Genomic DNA, 17,000 nt, shown 5'->3' on the forward strand with positions numbered 1-17,000 from the left:
TTACTAACGCAAGCAATTAATTGGCAAGCCACTCAATCTCAATCAGTGTCTTGCCTGCATGGAGCAGTCGTCCTAAAAAGATATCACCTTGCTGAACTTCACCAACTCCTTTCGGCGTACCCGTCATAATGACATCACCATCACAAAGCGTGGTATAGCTTTTTAACTCATTGATGATCACCTCTGGTGAATACATCATTTGTTTTACACCACCACGTTGTACACGCACACAGTTAATAAACAGTTCAATCTCTAACTCATCAATATTTAGATTATCAAGAGAAATAAAACGGCTAAAAACCGCTGAACCATCAAAAGCTTTGGCTCGCTCCCAAGGCAATCCCTGTTGCTTTAACTTAGATTGCAACGAGCGCTTAGTAAGATCTAATCCGATGCCAACTGCAGACAACTTGCCATTGTTTACGACAAAGCAAATTTCACCTTCGTAGTGCAGAGTCTCTTGATGAAACGCAAATAATTGATTGGTGATAGCCGTTGAAGGCTTATTGAAAACCACCATTTGCTCAGGCACAGCATTGTTTAGCTCTGCGATATGATCGAGATAATTACGACCAACACATAGTACCTTACTAGGCTGAGTCGGTTTGTCTTCAACAAGAATAGAGTGCATGCCATCGTCCCTGAGTATTAAGTGAAAGCACATTCTAGCCAAAGATTATTTCAGGCAAACATTAATTGCAATTAAGAGTAAAAAACTCAGAGCTTGCGCTCAAAAGCAAACTCTGAGTAAAAAAGGCAGAACTAAATGGAATTAGAAGAAGTAACGAGCACCCACCGAGTACTGATCATCTTCGTTTTTATTGATGTCATTACCTAGGTCGAACTGGTAACCCGCAAAGGCGACTAAACCAGAAGCGACGGTATACTCTAGCTGAATCGCACTTTGACTAAATTGTGTTTTATCGTTCTTATCGTCCTCTACAGCTTCATAGTTAAGGATAATATTTAAGCCGTTATCTAAGCCAAATGCCCCTACAGCTTCATACTGTTTGCTCTCTTCTAAGCCATTATAGAAGTTCTCATTGTCTCCATAAACTAAGGCGATATACAGGCCATTTCCATATGTACCGTACTTACCAGCAAACACGTGAGAACGAGCTTTTTCATTGTCGACATCGCCACCGTTGTATACATAACCAAGGCCGAACCCAGCAAACTCAGTGCTAATCGCTATCTGGGCTCGATCATCATAATCCGCGCTACTTCTCGTGTAGGTGACAAGGCCATTACCCGAACTTGGGGTTATCTTTTCATCGCTGGTCTCACCTTGCCAACCTAAACCAATATTAAATGCCACATCTTCAGACACCCTTAGTGTATTTCGGTAGCTAACCATTTTCTCGGCACGAGCTGAACCTAGTTGATTAAAATTGGTACCATAGAGGAAGTCATTGGCAAACGCGATTGGTTTATCAGCCACACCCGCAACATCATAGTATGGTGCCCACTGAGTACCTACGACTAATCTACCAGCTTGGTCGTGTGATACACCCATGTAGCCCAAACGCGTAGTAAAGGATGTATTGCCGCCATCTAGATAGTTAATCGCCCACTCACCTTTTGCATCAACAGTCACGCCGTTGCCAATCTCTTTCTTACCTTCGACGTTTAGTCGAGGTGAGATTTGGTGAACTTCAAAGTTAGGATCGGAGTAAATCGCACCTCGCTCCCCCACACCAACATCAACATAACCGCCAACCGATAATGTTGTGCCATCACCACTGTATACTTGTGCAGCAAATGCACTGGTTGAAGCCAGAAAAGTAGTCGCCACTGCCATGGCTAGAGTTGTCATTTTCATTTTATGTATTTCCATATTCTATTTAGTAGCAAGCCGAATCAACGGATCTACTGCCCTCCGCTGCTCCCACCTAAAAGCTAGTAACAGAACTGTAACTTTCAAATTCGATATGAAAGAAATTTCCGGAAATATGCATAAAACGAATATTAACTTACATTTTTATTTAGATAAGTCGTTAATTATCTGTGATTATTTTTAACAAATGTATGACGTACGATATTTTGCGAGATAAATCACATTATTACATTTTTGCAAGTAATGTGAACTAGGCATGAGGTCAATTGGCATATTTGGCGTCTGTCCTACTAAATAGCATTGACATTCATATTCAGCGTACCTTCCAGCCCTTTTGCACTCTGTTTCGGCAACGACTCTGCATGCAGAACATTTCATCGCGATTGCATCACGGTACACATCCCGTTGCGTCTGCTTCATCCCATCAATACAGTGAAACTTTACAACACTCTCGAATCACGCTGACTCATTTATGAGGCGTAAGTCGTGTTTTAAAATCTCAGAGATAGACGAGCTATGGTTCATCGGTATCCTTCAAGGTAACTTATTGATGTAAAGCAAGTTATGAATCAAAATCACTCTCGTAATTTACACAACCGCAAACTTAAATTTCCCAAAAGGGCGCATGGTTTTACCCTCATCGAACTTATGGTGGTGGTGGTTATTTTGGGCGTACTCGCCGTGTCTGCCACAAGTGCCTATCTAAACTATCGTAAGGAAGCGAAAATCGCATCACTGATGGGAGCAAAAGACGCTTTTGCTACCGCTAATACCCTGGTCTTTGCCAAAGCCTTGTTACAAGGTGAAGAAGACGAGGTTGCTACGATACGAAACATTGACCTCGATAATGATGGGCACAACGATGTGATTGGTTTCTATGGCTTAATTCGTTATGTGGTCAGCGCCGAAGAACTCGCTGGTTTTGACGTGCTGAAATTTTCTATCAGTATGCCATATCGACCAGGAGACCCCGCCGATAAACCTTATTTTCTTCTTGGGTTTGCCACTGGTGACGAAGACGGTGATGGCAATGGTAGTGGCCCAAATGCATTAGATAAGTGTCACTATGAAGTTTTCTATCCGCGAGAGTCGTCGGGTAACGTCGAGTACAAGTTAATCAGCGATAAATGTTAGTTTATCGCTGCATCGGCTAACAACCTTACGCTTCGACACTAAACGCCAATCAAGTCCCGTGGGGGCCCTATTGAGAACTAGGGTAAGCGGTTAACACAGCTCGAATTTGCTGCACTGTTTTGTGCTTGTCTTGGTAATCTATCGGTAACTCAACAACGTCCTTATCACGCTGCAAAAACAGCGATGGAAAACTATTTCCACCAATTGAACGAGCAAAATCGATTTCTTGTAATAATCGCTGATTGAGCTGTTCACTCTGTAAGTCGTCCTGAAACTGTTTAGTATCTAATTGAAGTTCAGCGGCAAGTTGCTGCAAAACCAGGATATCGCTGGGATTGAGCGCTCTTAAATAGTAAGCGTTTTGAATCGCACTGATCATCGCTTTCTCAGCGCCTTGCGCTCGTGCCGCAAGAACCGCACGACAAGCGGGATAGGTTGAGCGTCTCGGAGTGTTATTTTGCCAGAAATCGTAGTTAAACTCGGTTCCCAGATAGTCTGATATCTTGCGCCAATATGACGAAATTTGCTGCTGCATAGCTTGCGTCATAGGCTCATCACTATCGGGTGCCAAGCCACCCACTAAGTAATGCACCTCTAATGAGGAAGAAAACTCCTCTTCCAAACTTTGCTCGATCTGTGTCCATGTTGGCTGATACCCCCAGCACCAAGAACACATTGGGTCATGAACATAATAAAGCTTCGCTTTCGTCATTTAATCCTTCCTTCTGACTGTATCTAGGTGCTTCATAGGTTATAAACAAAAATGGCAATTTTGATCGTCTAAACCATGGTTTCCTTGGCGGCTCGCAATATGTTGCTTACCGGCTTCTACACCCATTTGGTAACCCTGCTCCAACACCGCCTTGTTCATGGTCAAACGCTTAACGGCAAACTCATCAGGCGGCGCAATCACTCGTATCGTAGCATCTTGAGGGGGATGACGTATAAAGTCGAGTGACTGGTTGTAATTATCTGCCCTTACCAACATGGACTCAGCAACCGTTGGATAACGTGACAACAAACGCTTCATTAGCCATGGCGCACGAGTAGGACGCATTTGGTAATTTAAAGGTTGAGACAGCACAACCGTAATATCTCGCGCCCCTCTTCGATAGGCTTCTTTGACTGGAATAGAATCAGCAACACCACCATCGGTGTAGCAACCTCCGGAAAAACATGGTGTGGTGCGGTAGGCAATGGGCAAGGCGGTGGTTGCCTCAAGTACGTTCTCTAAATTGCATGGCTTTAGCTGAAAGTAGTCTGCATTGCCGGTCTCGATATTGGTTACCGCTGCATACATAGGAATTTGATAGAGTGCGTCTTCATCAAGAGGAAAGCGCTGATTGGATTCTTCAATCAGCCACTTAACATCAACCAGATCACCACCACGAGCGAAGCGTGTACGGTTAAAGAAACGCTTGTCTGTTGCAAGTTCGGTGATGACCTGATAGCTGCGATGTGGCGCGTTTGAGAGATAGCCAAGTAAGTTAGACGCTCCAGCAGAAACACCAATGACAAAATTATAGGGCTTATAGTTTTGCTCAAGAAAGGCATCTAATACACCGCTGGCAAAGATGCCACGCATGGCTCCGCCTTCTACCACTAACGCTTTGTTTGTCATTACTAAACTCTTTGAATACATCATAACTTAAGATGAACAAGAGATTAGCCAAACACGTGCCACAACTCTAATCGCTTATAGTTATCGCATTGATTACTTACGTCTATCGAAACCTACTAACTGAGCGCTAACTGCTTGTAGAAATAGATTGTAGACTCTAGCTCGCCATTTGGATTACGAGCAAACAGAGGGATTTCTCCGACTTCTTGATAACCAAGATTACGGTAGAGGAACGAGGCAATGTCTCCTTTGCGAGTATCAAGTACCAGCAGCGATACACCTAACAACGGAGATTCTGACTCAATAAGGGACATCAATTGCTTGGCGATCCCTTGTCCACGATGACTGGTTTTTACAATCAGTTTTTCAACTTCTCCACGGTGAGTGCCATTTGATTTTGAGCACAGGCTAAGTTGCACCGCTCCTACCAATTGCTCCTGATCAAATGCAACGTATAACTTTCGACCGCCTTCGCGCAAATCTGCCTCAACTCCCAGCCAATAATCATCTGCTTCGGAATTCTCAATTGGTAAAACAAACCCAATTGAAGCGTTGTGCGCTACGCTATCAATCAACAAGTCCCTCAAGTCAATTTCGTAGCCAAAAACGCTCTGCAATTCCTTTATTTCCACGTTTACTCCTTACCTATACTCGATATTTGGCGCTGACACTATTCGCTGCACCAGTGTATTAAACTTTACGGTACATTATCCTTTTTTCTCCTTATTTTCGCTCACCAAGTTCACTAATCTGCGACGTGAAATCATCTGTTACAGTTAAATCGTGATATCAAAAAGCCCGCATAAAGCGGGCGATAAAACTATTTAATAATTTAGCAAATTTGACCTGCGGTAATTACAACATCTTGCTCATGATTGATGGTCGCTTGTGCAACTAAACGAAGTCCTTCAACAATTACATCAAGTGACATCGTTGGTTGGTTTCCCGTTGTATCTTGTTCTGGTAATAGAGGGATATGCACGAAACCATGACCGATATTTTTGTCTCTTAAATAGTGCTGCACACCATAGAACAAGTGGTTACAAACAAAGGTCCCCGCTGTATTCGATACCTGGCATGGGATGCCCTGTTCTTGTAATGTGCGAGTGATTGCTTTAATCGGTAACGTGGAGAAATACGCATCTGGGCCATCAACGGCGACGGGTTGATCTATAGGTTGATTCCCGCCATTGTCAGCAATGCGAAAATCATCCACATTGATAGCAACTCGCTCTGGCGTAATCCCAGCCCGCCCTGCTGCTTGACCAACAGTAATAACATAATCTGGCTGATGCATTTCAATAGCTGCCACCACTTTATCGATGGATTCAAAGCGAGTGACTGGCACTTCGCAAACCACAATTTCGCCACCATCAAGCTTTGTTTGGGACAACTTGTTCACCGCTTCCAGCGCAGGGTTGATCGATGCGCCATCAAAGGGTTCAAACCCTGTTATTAGTATTTTTTTCATCATTGTTCTCAAAACGCAAAGCGTGCGTGGCATTCGTTCATTTCTCATTGTCAGAGTAACCACCACTGGGCACGCCTGCGCGCTAATAAATAGTGTCTATTTGTCAGAGCCTTAAAGCTAGCGACAGACTCAAGTCAACGACTCGGCTAGCGGGCATTGCGAGTGTACCACAGTCACTCAGTAGCAAACCTACCACTGCCAATAATCGCCTGATTAAGAATGTGCAGTCATTCATTTCAGCTCTGAAGTACGCGATCTACAGAAGCAAAAATCTGATTTTTCACTATATTCGTATGAACCCCCATCAAAACCAGCAAAAGGAATATGCTATGAATCTTAACAGCGTCGCGGCCATTCTTATCGCAATCAGCGGTCATACATTGGCTGGAGATGTGGTTACCTACCAAGCCAATAATCAAGACTATCAAGGTTATTGGTCTAAAGTGAGTGATGATGCCCCTTTAGTCTTACTTGTACATGATTGGGATGGCCTAACTGAGTATGAAGAGCAACGCGCTGAAATGCTCAATAAGATGGGGTATAACGTCTTTGCGGTCGATCTATTCGGTAAAGGTGTTCGGCCAACTAAGTTAGAAGACAAGCGACAACATACCGGTGAACTCTATAAAAACCGCGACAAACTGCGAACATTGATGGAGGCGGGAGTACAACAAGCGCAAACACTCGGTGGTAATACCGAGAATATGGTGGTGATGGGCTACTGTTTCGGTGGTGCTGCGACGCTTGAATCCGCAAGAGCTGGAATGCCCGCAAAAGGTTTTGTCACTTTTCATGGTGGACTAAAAACCCCCGAAGGGCAAAGCTATGCAAATACCAAAGCACCGATTTTAGTGCTGCACGGCACGGCGGATAAGGCGATACCAATGAGTCAGTTTGCCCAGTTAGCGGTTGAACTGGAAGCCAACCAAGTACGCCATGAAATGGTAACGTATAGCGGCGCTCCGCATGCGTTCACTGTATTTGGTTCGAAAAATTACCGTCAAGATGCGGATGAAAAATCATGGCAAGCGTTCGATGAGTTCCTCAATAACCACACTCAATAGCGCAATTAAACAATGAAGATAAGCTGATAATAGCTAGGCTTATCTTCTTCATAAGTTTTCTATCCCCATCAAACCAAGCGTGTGATAAAGTGCGCGCCTTGCGAGTTTCGCCATCACATAGGTAAACACATGTCATTTTCTACTCTCGGCCTACACGCTGAAATCATCGCTTCACTGCCTGATGGCATCAACAATCCAACTGATATTCAAACACAAACTATTAGTAAGCTTCTTGCTCGGCATGACCTACTGGCGTTGGCAAACACTGGCAGCGGTAAAACTCTCGCTTATGGCTTACCGCTAATTCAACATCAGTTGAACGCCAGCGATGAGAGTCTTTGCTTGGTGTTGGTGCCAACTCGTGAGCTGGCAAATCAAGTCGCAGCGACGATTAATGAGATTGCCAGCCAACTACAACTTACTACCGTTTGTTTAACGGGTGGTGCAGATAAAGTAGAACAACTACAAGCGTTAACAGCTAACCCACACATTTTGGTTGCCACAACAGGACGAATGCTCGACCTATTGGCTGACGCTGCCTTTGACGCAAAACGCATCAAGCAATTAGTGCTGGATGAAGCAGACCGCCTACTTGATATGGGATTCTGGCAAGATGTACAAGCTATCGCAGGGCAAATTTCGGCAAAACGTCAGACAGCGATGTTTTCCGCTACCTTCTCCGCGGAGCTAAAACAAAAAGCGGCACAATTGATGTTCCAACCTCTCGAAGTCGCGGTGCATCAGCCTAACAGCACCAACCAAGCTATCACTGAAATGCTGTATCTGGTAAACAAAGGCAGTAAGACCAAAGCGTTAATCCACCTACTTGAACACAATCAGTGGCGCCAAGCCATCGTATTCATCGGTGCCAAAGAAAACGCTGATAACTTAAGTAAAAAACTCTCAAAGGCAGGGGTTCAGACGACATGTTTGCATGGCAATAAAACTCAGCCAGAACGCGAACAAGCATTAGCGGAGTTTAAGTCAGGCGAGGCTCGAGTACTGATCGCGACCGATCTCCTTGCTCGTGGCATTCATATTGATGAACTGCCCGTAGTAATCAACTTTGAACTACCCACTTATGCGGAAGTGTATGTCCACCGTGTCGGTAGAACGGCGCGTGCAGGCAAACAAGGCGTCGCCGTGTCTCTAGTTTGCCACGGAGAAACTGCGGCGCTTAATGCAATCAGAGAGCTGACTCAGCGCGCGTTGCCTCTGATTGAGATGGCAGAATTTCCAGTGACCGACACACCATCAAGTGGTGAAAGCAAACGCGCGCCACGAGATAAACAAGCAAACCGCCGCACTAATAACAAGAAAAGTATTAAGCAGTTCCAAAGTAAACGCCGCACACCAAGAAGCTAACTAAAGCAATCGGGGCACGAGCTGACGTTATGTGCCCCGATACTCATCTGATTTAATTCACCATTCCCTTCATAACGGGAAGATAAGCCGCGCCAAGTACACCACTGGAGTCACCGTGCAGAGCTTGTCTCACAGGGGTGTCGACATTCTTACTAAAAGTGTAGTTTTTCAATTTGTCTTCAACCAATGGGTAGATCGCTTGTTGGTTAGACACCCCACCACCCAAGACGATCACTTCAGGGTCAATCACATTAACGATGGCGCCTAAAATTCTCGCGAGGCAATCTGCGTAGTACTCAACGTGTTCAACGGCGTCTTTATCCTTATTCGCATATCGATTAAAGATCTCTTTCGCGGATAGCTTGGGATGCTTTAATGCCCAAGTTCGCTCAAAGCCGGTCCCCGATACAAACAACTCATTACAGTTATGTGAGCCACAGTAACATTGAGTCGTTGGTCCGTCGGTATCCACGCGATAACCCGGTAAAGGATTGTGACCAATCTCGCCGCCAAGACCGTGCTGACCATCCACGATGTTGCCATGAATCACAATACCGCCGCCACAACCTGTACCGATAATAACGGCCAGACAAGAGTCCTGCGCGTCTTTCGCAGCGCCAGACTTAAACTCCGATATCGCCAAACAGTTAGCATCATTGGTTAACGCGACTGGCAGATTATAATAGGAACGTAAATCACCTAAAAAGTCTTCACCATTGAGATAGAGAATGTTGGCACCTTGCATTTTTCCTGTCGTACGGTTAATTGAACCACAACAACCAATGCCTACAGAGCTGGCTAAGGTCTTCTCCATTAAGCTGTCGATAACCGACCTAACCGCAGAGAGAAAGTCTGCGTAATGAGTTTTTGGCGTGTCTACACGCAAACGTTCTATAACTTCAGAATTGTCAGGTGAAACAATAACACCCTCGATTTTGGTACCGCCAATATCCAAACCAATCAGCATGGTTTCACCTCCTCCCTAAAGAACAACAATCACGACGTTTGGCAGACATCGCTCTCACCAAACGCCCCTATATTGATTCGTAGTCTCTCCGGTTTTCGCCACAACGTCATCTTGGCATAATCCAGCACATGACCTGTCGCACTATTTTTTTTCTTACACAACGGTGAGTCTGATAGTTAGGGAGGAACTGATTAATCAGCAAAATCTTCCGCGATAACATATTGATTGCGACCATGTGCTTTGGCTTTATATAAACATTTATCCGCTTTAGCAAAGGCGCTTGAGTCATGGCGAATTTGATCAATATGGTATGAACTACTCACACCAACCGATACCGACACGTTTAGCGTCTCTTGAGACAAAACAAAGGGCGCATGATTAATGACACTTACCAAAGACTGCGCAAAAGCTCTAAAGTCTTCACGCTCTTTGACCAACATTAAAAACTCTTCACCACCCCATCGAATAAATAGCTCTTCTTCATCAATGCGAGATTTGAGTTTTAATGCCACCGCGGCTAACACTTCATCCCCGACATCATGTCCATATTTGTCGTTGATGTGCTTAAACCAATCAATATCAACCACCACCACGCGATACTGCCATTGATTATTAAGAATTTCTGGCTGACGTAGTTCCTGATAATACAGCCTTCGATTACCACCACCAGTGAGCGGGTCAAGATAAGACAAGGCGCGCAGACGTTTATTTTGTCGGCGATCGAGCACAGAGCGAACGATAAACCAACCTGCGACCAATAACGCAATAGTGAGCCAGAGTGCTAACACTTTAAATCGGTCTGCGACAACCTGTCCCTCTAGGTCTTTATATTGGTTCTGCACGCTGAGCAAATCCCTTTCTTTCTCGAGATTCCTCACCTCAAAAGCCGTTTCTAATGCATGAAACTCACCTATGATTTGGCTTCGTTCCTTGGCATGATAAATCTGGTAGATTGACAGCGCTTTTTGATAGTCACCATTAGCTTGTAGAATTTTAGCTAGCAGTAGATTACTGCGGATCAACCATCTCTGATGAGCAATGCTTTCGAACACATCAATGCTATCGGACACAACACTCAATGCCTCGGGTATCTGGTCCTGCTGGTAAAGTGCCATTGAACGTAGATACAAACATATCCCTTTTTGCTTAGGATACTTCTCGATTCCGACATCCTGTAAGCAGCGAAGTGCCGATTGCTCAGCCTCAATACCATCCCCTGCTAATAGATCTACCCTTCCTTTCGCTTTATCAGCGACGATATGAAGGTAGCGTGAGCTATCTGAATTTATGTACTTAAGGGCTTTCTGGTAATACTCACGAGCTTTGTGGACGTTTTTAAGCTCACTATAGACATAGGATAGGTTAAAGTAGATAACTGGCAATGGCGCTGCACCATTCCGCTCTGGTGCCAAATAGAAGGACTTAGCTTTCAGCAGATAGTTAATCGATTGATCCCACTGCTCCAAATGAACAAACAATAAGCCTAAGTTGTTATTAAAGCGCCCCACGTAGTCACTATCCGGGAAACGCTCTCCTAGCTCCAAACCTTGGCTAAAATAGAGCTGAGATTGCTTGAGTTGATTCAAAGCGTTATGCAAAATGCCCGCGGTATTATAAGACTCAAGAAGGATAAAATCGGCATGGTGTTCTTCAGCAATCTCTATGGCTCGCTTGATGCTATCTACCCCTTGCTGATAGGAATCTTCTCGCAACAACTCTGTTGCCTTCTCAGTATAGAGCTTCGCTTCTAACCACGGCACTGGCTCATCTGTCGCAATCTCCCATAACTCGTGATCCAACTGCACTATCTGATCATGTTGTTTTAGGTTGCGAGCAACATTGCGCTCAATCCAAAGTTGAAAAATACGTTCGATGGTTTGTGGTTGACGAGTTAACTCCTCTCGCCAGTGATGGAGGTCTGCTAACACATCATCGGAATCAGAACCTGACCGCTCAAACAGTGCCAGCAAAGCATGATGCGGGTCAATTGCACGCAATTGCGTTTCCGGCTGGGGTTCGGTTACCTTCTCTGACGCCTGCTGCTCAGTGTTTCCCAACAGAAAAGTATCTACCGTCACGACGATAAGCATCGAGAGAAACACGATCAGTAAACTTAAAGTGATCTTCTTTTGCATCGTTGAACGATTACCTTGAATGTTGATCTATCTCTCACGGATTATATCCTATTCATTCCGCCGTAATAAAGCTGAAACATCTCGTCAACCTCAGCTGAACATCCATTCATCGTTAAATGCTATCAAATTGATAGTTAAGACGAGTTAGCACCTTGCGCACGGCAGGCGTAAATTCCTCTCATCAAAATGACTGGAATTGAACTATGACCACGCTTACTTCAGAGATAAATCGCGATAACTCGCCAAACGCTGCCAGCTTGAAATCAAGCAGCAAACGTCTTATTGGCCCGGCATTTATCGCTGCTATTGGTTATATCGATCCAGGTAACTTTGCAACGAATATCGAGTCTGGGTCGGCGTATGGCTATCAATTACTTTGGGTGGTACTTTGGGCCAACTTGATGGCAATGCTAATCCAATACCTATCCGCTAAGTTGGGGATAGTGACGGGCAAAAACCTCGCTGAACACCTTCGTGACAATCTTCCCCGTTGGGCTGTTGTGCCATATTGGATTCAAGCCGAAATTATCGCCATGGCGACTGACTTAGCCGAATTCATTGGTGCCGCAGTCGGTTTTCAATTGCTATTAGGTGTCGGGCTCTTCGAAGGTGCCGTGATCACTGCGCTATTAAGCCTAGCGATCCTCACACTAGGTCGACGCAGTCAAAAACCATTAGAGATGTTTATTGGCGCCTTACTGGTATTTGTGGCGGTGATCTACGTGGTTGAACTTATGATGGCGAAGCCAGAGCTCACCCCATTGGCGACAGGTTTGATTGTGCCAACATTAGACGACCCAAAACAAGTTTACTTAGCCGCAGCAATTTTAGGTGCTACCGTGATGCCACATGTGGTTTATCTACATTCAGCACTGTTTAGCGCAAAGAGCGAACACACTGCTCAACAACGTTTAAAAATGACTCGTATTGATGTGCTGCTTGCAATGACCATCGCTGGCTTTGTCAATATTGCGATTATTGCGATGGCAGCCGCTGTATTTCATCACACGGGACGCAGTGACATCGCCAGCATAGAGAATGCCTATCAAACACTGACGCCCATGCTTGGTAAAGGCGCGGCTCTATTGTTTGGACTGTCTTTGATTGCATCGGGTTTATCTTCAACGGTAGTCGGAACATTGGCTGGACAGGTAGTGATGCAGGGATTCGTGCATTTCTCCATTCCACTATGGCTACGACGCACTGTTACCATGCTTCCTGCATTCGGTTTTATTGCGATGGGAGTGAGTACCACTGATATTCTTGTTGCTAGCCAAGTGGTTTTGAGTTTTGGCGTTGCACTTGCAATCATTCCACTGCTGATATTCACCAGCCGCAGTCAAATTATGGGAGAGTTTAAAAACAATCGCGTTGTGTCTGTACTTGGTGTCATTATTGTCACGTTAGTTCTTGGGCTAAATGGCTATCTACTGGCAAGTTTAGTGATTTAACAGAGTTCAAAGACAAAAAAATGCCGCTCACCTCGGTGAACGGCATTTTTTCAATTAAGACCTGTCAGTGCCGAATTAAGCAGCGAACTGAGCAACGATAATGATCACACCACATAGAGTTGCTAGACCCATTGCGATTGGACCACCTTTAACGCGGTACAAGTTCTCTTCTTTGTGTACTTGACGAGACTTGATAGTCATAGCAACTGGTAGGAAGATTGCGATTACTACTAGAGCGATTGCAGCGTAACCTAGTGCCATGATGAAGCCTTGTGGGTAGAACAAAGCGAAAGCTAGTGGTGGTAGGAAAGTTACCATAGCAACAGAGATACGGTTGCCTTTTAGCTTGTCTTTTGTTGTATCACGTAGGTAGTCGAATAGACCTAGAGAAACACCCAAGAAAGAAGTGATCAGTGCCAAGTCAGCGAATAGACCGATCATTACCGCAATGTTTGAGCTACCTAGAGTCTCACCAAGAATAGCGATCATCTTACCTAGTTCACCATTCTCCATAAGGACGTCTTGCTCAACTACGCCAAGCGTACATGCAAGCCAGAATAGGTATACAACTAGAGGGATACATGAACCAATAAGCATCGCTACGCGTAGGCTCTTAGTCTCACCTTCGAAGTAAGTTACGATTGAAGGAATAGAACCGTGGAAACCAAACGATGTGAAGATTACTGGTAGTGCAGCAAAGAATAGACCCCAACCTTTAGGAGAAGCCGCTAGCAAAGTACCAGAAATGTTCGGGCTTAGGAACATCAGTACCGCAGCCATTGCAATCATCATTGCGCCAAATAGGAAGCGGTTTACTTTATCAACTAGCGCCGTACCTGCTGCAACAAGTGCCGCGACGATAGTAACAAAGATAATAGAGCTCAACCAAGCAGGAATCTCAATACCGGTAAGTTGGAACAGACGGTCAGCCATGTTGCTACCACCACCTGCTACGTACGCAGCACACAACGCATACAGCAACATAAACGTTGCGATTGTCGCGGTGATCTTACCAGCATTACCTAAAAATTGAGTCGAAAGAGTATGTAGGGTTGCAGAGCTATCAGCATGTTGATGAACTTCTAACATTAACATCGACGTGTAAGTCATAAGTGCCCAAAAACCGAATAGCAATAGCACAGATACGCCCATACCCAGACCTGATGACATCAGCGGGATAGAAAGCATACCAGCACCAATTGATGTGCCAGCGATAATCAAACCGCCGCCAATCACCTTGGAGGTGCTATTTTTTGGAGTTGTTGTTGTTATTTCCATATGTTGCCTTTTTATTATTAACAGTAGGTACTGACACTTATTAAATAGAGCATTTCCAACGGAGGAAAGAGTAAGAGGAATAAAGATAATTGACTATGTTGTATATAATAAACAACACGATAAATAATTAAAAAGTGAGAGATCACAAGTCTTTTAATTAAAAAAGTAAGAGGTGAATACCTAGCATTCAGTGTTGAAATTTGCATCAACGCAGGTAAATGGGACTTCGCGAACACTTTTACCATGTACATCGTTTGCGTTTGGAATGTACAAAACTTTTTACAGACCGTTTTTCAAGACCTTTTATGTATATTTACACAATCAAAATGAGAAATAGGGGTATATTTTATTTACCAAAATATTAATTGAGAACTGGTCGTTAAAGAAATATTTACATTTCTTTTCGGTCATCTATCGTACAAAATATAGAAATATTCATCTTCAAGATTTGAGTTTTTTATCCTGACCCGATAATTATCGAAAAATAAAGCAACAATTGAAGTATTTTATAAAACCACCATCAGTGAATGTCAAAACCGACAAGCAGCCAGTCGTTCTAGAATCATCACTTGCTCAATCCGCAACTGAGTAAGGAATACGTTTTTTTGGTTTTGACATGTTCTTTATGCAATACACTTCTTACTCACCTCACTCCAACAAAGATTTCCCACTGATAACCGCTATAGCCAAACAAAAGAAAATCATTACAATACGTCGGTTTTAAATTTTGTAGCGAACACCCATTGAAACTGAGTAAGAGACTAGAACGAATTGAGCAACTGGTTAGCGGCAACTACGATCACGTGTGGGATTGCTGTTGTGACCACGGGTTATTGGGTGCGACGCTACTCAAACGTGAGGCGGCAGCGAACATCCATTTTGTCGATATCGTACCGACCTTAATGCAACAACTTGAAGCTAAGTTAAAACGTTTCCCTACTCTTACAGCATCCAAGTGGCATATCCATTGTCAGGATGTTTCCACTCTGCCTCTTGGTGAACTTTCTGGCACTCACCTAGTTATAATTGCTGGCGTGGGTGGCGATCTCATGACGCAATTTGTTGAGAACTTAATCACAAGCAACCCCACTAAGAAGATCGATTTTCTGCTTTGCCCTGTGCACCATCAGTTTACGCTGCGCCAAAGTTTACGCAGGTTAAAATGCGGCCTAATCGATGAATGCTTAATTAAAGAGAATCAAAGATTTTACGAAATCATTTATGCCTCGACTGAGTTGCAGGGGAACACTCTGGTTGCTCCAGTTGGCGACAAACTCTGGCAGACAAAAACAACCGAACAATTGGTAGAAGTCAGGGAGTACTTAGAAAAAACCTTAGCTCACTATCAACGCATCCAGTTTGGAAGCAAAAAAACAGTCGAACACATTGTTCGCTACTATCAAGCCGTTGAAATTTAGACGCAGCAAAGCTGTCTGCGTCTTTTGGTGCTATAAGTGGTTGTTGCACTCCCTATTGCGCACATCCTTTGCTCCATACGATTAATAGGCTCTTTGCAATTGTTGGTGTACTAACGTCACCAATACCGTCACGCCCCCACATACTATGAGTACCATCCCTAAATGGTGAATCCCACCAGCTAGACCTAAACCTCCACCAATCAACAGATAATACAGAAGTCCAAATAGAGCACCGGCACTACCGGCATCCTGTTGATAATCAATTAAGGCAGCTGTCAGTACGTTTGGTATCGCAACACCAAAGGACATCACCACTAACATCATTGGTGCCACAAACCAAATAGAATCAGATATGGTATATACCCCTATAGCTCCAGAAATTAACAGCATTGCGGATAACTGTAAAAGTGACCGTTGTGACACCAGTTTTGAAAGTAGAGCTTTGTTTAAGTAACTGCCTAGTAATGTCCCAAACCCCAATACGATACCACTGTAACCAAATTGAGCGGGGCTAAAGCCTAATTCCCCAAAAGTAAATGCGCCAAGCTGGTAATAAGAGAATAGTGCAATGTTGTACAATGCAATCAATAATCCTGACAACCATATGTGCGAATCTTTCAGCATACGAACACTTAAGCTACCTAGCTGCATGCGCGGGCTTTCCTTTTGAGTTTCAGGAAGCTTAAACAGGTTGTACAGAAATAGTACTAGTGCCAAAGCAAATAGAGCAAGGAACACATAATGGTGACCGCCAACTGCCGTTAGTTGACCACCTAATAGCATTCCTACTACGGGACTAATAGAGATCCCCATCCCCATTAGGCTAAACACCTTGCCTAGCTCCGCGCCACTAAACGTATCGCGAAGCATAGTCTGTGTCACAACAGAGCAAACAGCAATTCCGAATGCACTAAATACTCTTGCAATCATGATGACATCAAAGCTCTTTGTTTGCATAGCAACCAAAGAAGCACAACCATATATAAATAGACCAATAATCATTGTTGGGCGTCTGCCAAGTCTATCTGCCAACACTCCCCAAATAACAACGCCGATAGCAAAGGCTAAAAAATAAACTGACATCGTTTGAGCTGCTTGGGCGTCACTTACATAAAATGATTGAGCAATCGATGCCAAAGCCGGGCTGTAAATGGTTTCCACGATTTGCGGAAACATCAACATGACAACCATAAGCAATAACGAAGGTTTTGTTTTCATCTTGTGTCCTCATCAATGAACTTGGCGCAAAGTATAAATGA

General features: G+C 44.1%; 15 protein-coding genes. 5 read left to right on the plus strand and 10 right to left on the minus strand.

Translation table 11 applies throughout. The features are described from left to right. Positions 1-16 precede the first annotated feature (16 nt). Together GZK95_RS20190 and GZK95_RS20195 are read right to left on the minus strand one after the other, a co-directional pair. Positions 17-631 carry a fumarylacetoacetate hydrolase family protein gene (locus GZK95_RS20190; RefSeq protein ID WP_075706514.1) on the minus strand — a complete coding sequence of 205 codons (615 nt, stop codon included), beginning with the start codon at positions 629-631 and terminating at the stop codon, positions 17-19. Positions 632-772: 141 nt separating this feature from the next. Further along, a complete protein-coding gene (locus GZK95_RS20195; RefSeq protein WP_075716171.1) occupies positions 773-1,822 on the minus strand; it encodes a porin in 1,050 nt (349 codons plus the stop codon). Between the two features lie 579 nt (positions 1,823-2,401). Here GZK95_RS20195 and GZK95_RS20200 point away from each other — a divergent pair. Further along, the gene (locus GZK95_RS20200; protein WP_075706512.1) at positions 2,402-2,971 is read left to right on the plus strand and encodes a type II secretion system protein; all 570 of its coding nucleotides are present in this window, start codon (positions 2,402-2,404) and stop codon (positions 2,969-2,971) included. Between the two features lie 67 nt (positions 2,972-3,038). Here the strand turns inward: GZK95_RS20200 and GZK95_RS20205 are convergent, their stop codons facing one another. The 4 genes from GZK95_RS20205 to pcp all read right to left on the minus strand — a co-directional run bounded on the left by GZK95_RS20205 (position 3,039) and on the right by pcp (position 6,063). Then, entirely contained in the window at positions 3,039-3,683 is a 645-nt protein-coding gene (locus GZK95_RS20205) for a DsbA family protein (protein WP_075716170.1), read from the minus strand. A 39-nt stretch (positions 3,684-3,722) separates the two neighbouring features. Continuing rightward, positions 3,723-4,592 (minus strand): patatin-like phospholipase family protein, encoded by an 870-nt coding sequence (locus GZK95_RS20210; protein WP_075706510.1) that lies wholly within the window; start codon positions 4,590-4,592, stop codon positions 3,723-3,725. 116 nt (positions 4,593-4,708) lie between these two features. Further along, entirely contained in the window at positions 4,709-5,224 is a 516-nt protein-coding gene (locus tag GZK95_RS20215) for a GNAT family N-acetyltransferase (protein ID WP_075706509.1), read from the minus strand. Positions 5,225-5,424: 200 nt separating this feature from the next. Then, entirely contained in the window at positions 5,425-6,063 is a 639-nt protein-coding gene (gene pcp / locus GZK95_RS20220) for a pyroglutamyl-peptidase I (RefSeq protein WP_075716169.1), read from the minus strand. Positions 6,064-6,392: 329 nt separating this feature from the next. On the opposite strand from pcp, the gene GZK95_RS20225 reads away from it, so the two are divergent. Both GZK95_RS20225 and GZK95_RS20230 read left to right on the plus strand, forming a co-directional pair. Then, positions 6,393-7,127, plus strand: coding sequence for a dienelactone hydrolase family protein (locus GZK95_RS20225; RefSeq protein ID WP_075706507.1), 735 nt, complete (start codon positions 6,393-6,395; stop codon positions 7,125-7,127). A gap of 129 nt (positions 7,128-7,256) precedes the next feature. Beyond that, positions 7,257-8,492, plus strand: coding sequence for a DEAD/DEAH box helicase (locus tag GZK95_RS20230; protein WP_075716168.1), 1,236 nt, complete (start codon positions 7,257-7,259; stop codon positions 8,490-8,492). A 52-nt stretch (positions 8,493-8,544) separates the two neighbouring features. Here GZK95_RS20230 and GZK95_RS20235 read toward each other — a convergent pair whose 3' ends face one another. Both GZK95_RS20235 and GZK95_RS20240 read right to left on the minus strand, forming a co-directional pair. Next, on the minus strand, positions 8,545-9,459 hold the full coding sequence (locus GZK95_RS20235) for an ROK family protein (protein WP_075706505.1): 915 nt from the start codon (positions 9,457-9,459) through the stop codon (positions 8,545-8,547). A 191-nt stretch (positions 9,460-9,650) separates the two neighbouring features. Then, a complete protein-coding gene (locus GZK95_RS20240) occupies positions 9,651-11,594 on the minus strand; it encodes a tetratricopeptide repeat-containing diguanylate cyclase (protein ID WP_075716167.1) in 1,944 nt (647 codons plus the stop codon). A gap of 203 nt (positions 11,595-11,797) precedes the next feature. Between GZK95_RS20240 and GZK95_RS20245 the strand changes: the two genes are divergently transcribed. Continuing rightward, positions 11,798-13,045, plus strand: coding sequence for an Nramp family divalent metal transporter (locus GZK95_RS20245; protein WP_083626385.1), 1,248 nt, complete (start codon positions 11,798-11,800; stop codon positions 13,043-13,045). A gap of 75 nt (positions 13,046-13,120) precedes the next feature. Here GZK95_RS20245 and GZK95_RS20250 read toward each other — a convergent pair whose 3' ends face one another. After that, positions 13,121-14,323, minus strand: coding sequence for an aromatic amino acid transport family protein (locus tag GZK95_RS20250; RefSeq protein WP_075716166.1), 1,203 nt, complete (start codon positions 14,321-14,323; stop codon positions 13,121-13,123). A gap of 743 nt (positions 14,324-15,066) precedes the next feature. Between GZK95_RS20250 and GZK95_RS20255 the strand changes: the two genes are divergently transcribed. Continuing rightward, positions 15,067-15,741 carry a tRNA (adenine(22)-N(1))-methyltransferase gene (locus GZK95_RS20255; protein ID WP_075716165.1) on the plus strand — a complete coding sequence of 225 codons (675 nt, stop codon included), beginning with the start codon at positions 15,067-15,069 and terminating at the stop codon, positions 15,739-15,741. An 81-nt stretch (positions 15,742-15,822) separates the two neighbouring features. Here GZK95_RS20255 and GZK95_RS20260 read toward each other — a convergent pair whose 3' ends face one another. Next, positions 15,823-16,959, minus strand: coding sequence for a multidrug effflux MFS transporter (locus GZK95_RS20260; RefSeq protein ID WP_075716164.1), 1,137 nt, complete (start codon positions 16,957-16,959; stop codon positions 15,823-15,825). Positions 16,960-17,000: the final 41 nt, after the last annotated feature.

Source organism: Vibrio panuliri (assembly GCF_009938205.1).
In the GTDB taxonomy this organism is placed as follows: domain Bacteria; phylum Pseudomonadota; class Gammaproteobacteria; order Enterobacterales; family Vibrionaceae; genus Vibrio; species Vibrio panuliri.